The sequence below is a fragment of the Flectobacillus sp. BAB-3569 genome (genome assembly GCF_002270355.1).
GTDB classification, from domain to species: Bacteria; Bacteroidota; Bacteroidia; order Cytophagales; family Spirosomataceae; genus Flectobacillus; species Flectobacillus roseus.
On sequence record NZ_NJFZ01000137.1, the window covers coordinates 1 to 776 of the forward strand.

Annotated in this window: 1 rRNA gene; it reads right to left on the reverse strand. The window is 46.1% G+C overall.

Features of this window, described 5'->3' with window-relative positions:
• Positions 1-193: 193 nt before the first annotated feature.
• Positions 194-776, reverse strand: a 23S ribosomal RNA gene (locus BWI92_RS26715); the annotation flags it as partial.

A 776-nucleotide genomic window follows, 5' to 3' on the forward strand; every position in this document is an offset into this window, starting at 1 on the left:
CCATCATTGATAAAACGGCATTTGAAAATAGTTTGGCTTCTAGGATTTTGGCAGCTTCCAATTCTGTACTTCCCACCAAATCTTTGACTTCGGCTTTGGCAAAATCCTTAGCTAGCAAGAATTTCTTTTCATTAAAGGAAACTGCTTTTGCGTCTCGGTTTTATTGAGTAAGAATTAAATTCTTAGTACAGAGATATCATAAGCTATTGGGTAATTAGTATTGCTCGACTCTGGTATCTCTACCTATACATCTGCAACCTATCAACGTTGTCATCTACAACGGCCCTTATTTGGAATACTCATCTTCAGGTCAGTTTCGCACTTAGATGCTTTCAGCGCTTATCTGGTCCCGACGTAGCTACTCAGCTATGCCCTTGGCAGGACAACTGATACACCAGAGGTCAGTCCAACTCGGTCCTCTCGTACTAAAGTCAGAACCTGTCAATATTCCTACGCCCACAACAGATAGGGACCGAACTGTCTCACGACGTGAACCCAGCTCGCGTGCCACTTTAATCGGCGAACAGCCGAACCCTTGGGACCTTCTCCAGCCCCAGGATGTGACGAGCCGACATCGAGGTGCCAAACCTCCCGTCGATGTGAGCTCTTGGGGGAGATCAGCCTGTTATCCCCAGAGTACCTTTTATCCTTTGAGCGATGGCTATTCCATACTATACCACCGGATCACTATATCCTACTTTCGTACCTGATCGACTTGTTTGTCTCACAGTCAAGCACCCTTTTGCTATTGCACTCTACGCACGGTTACCAAGCGT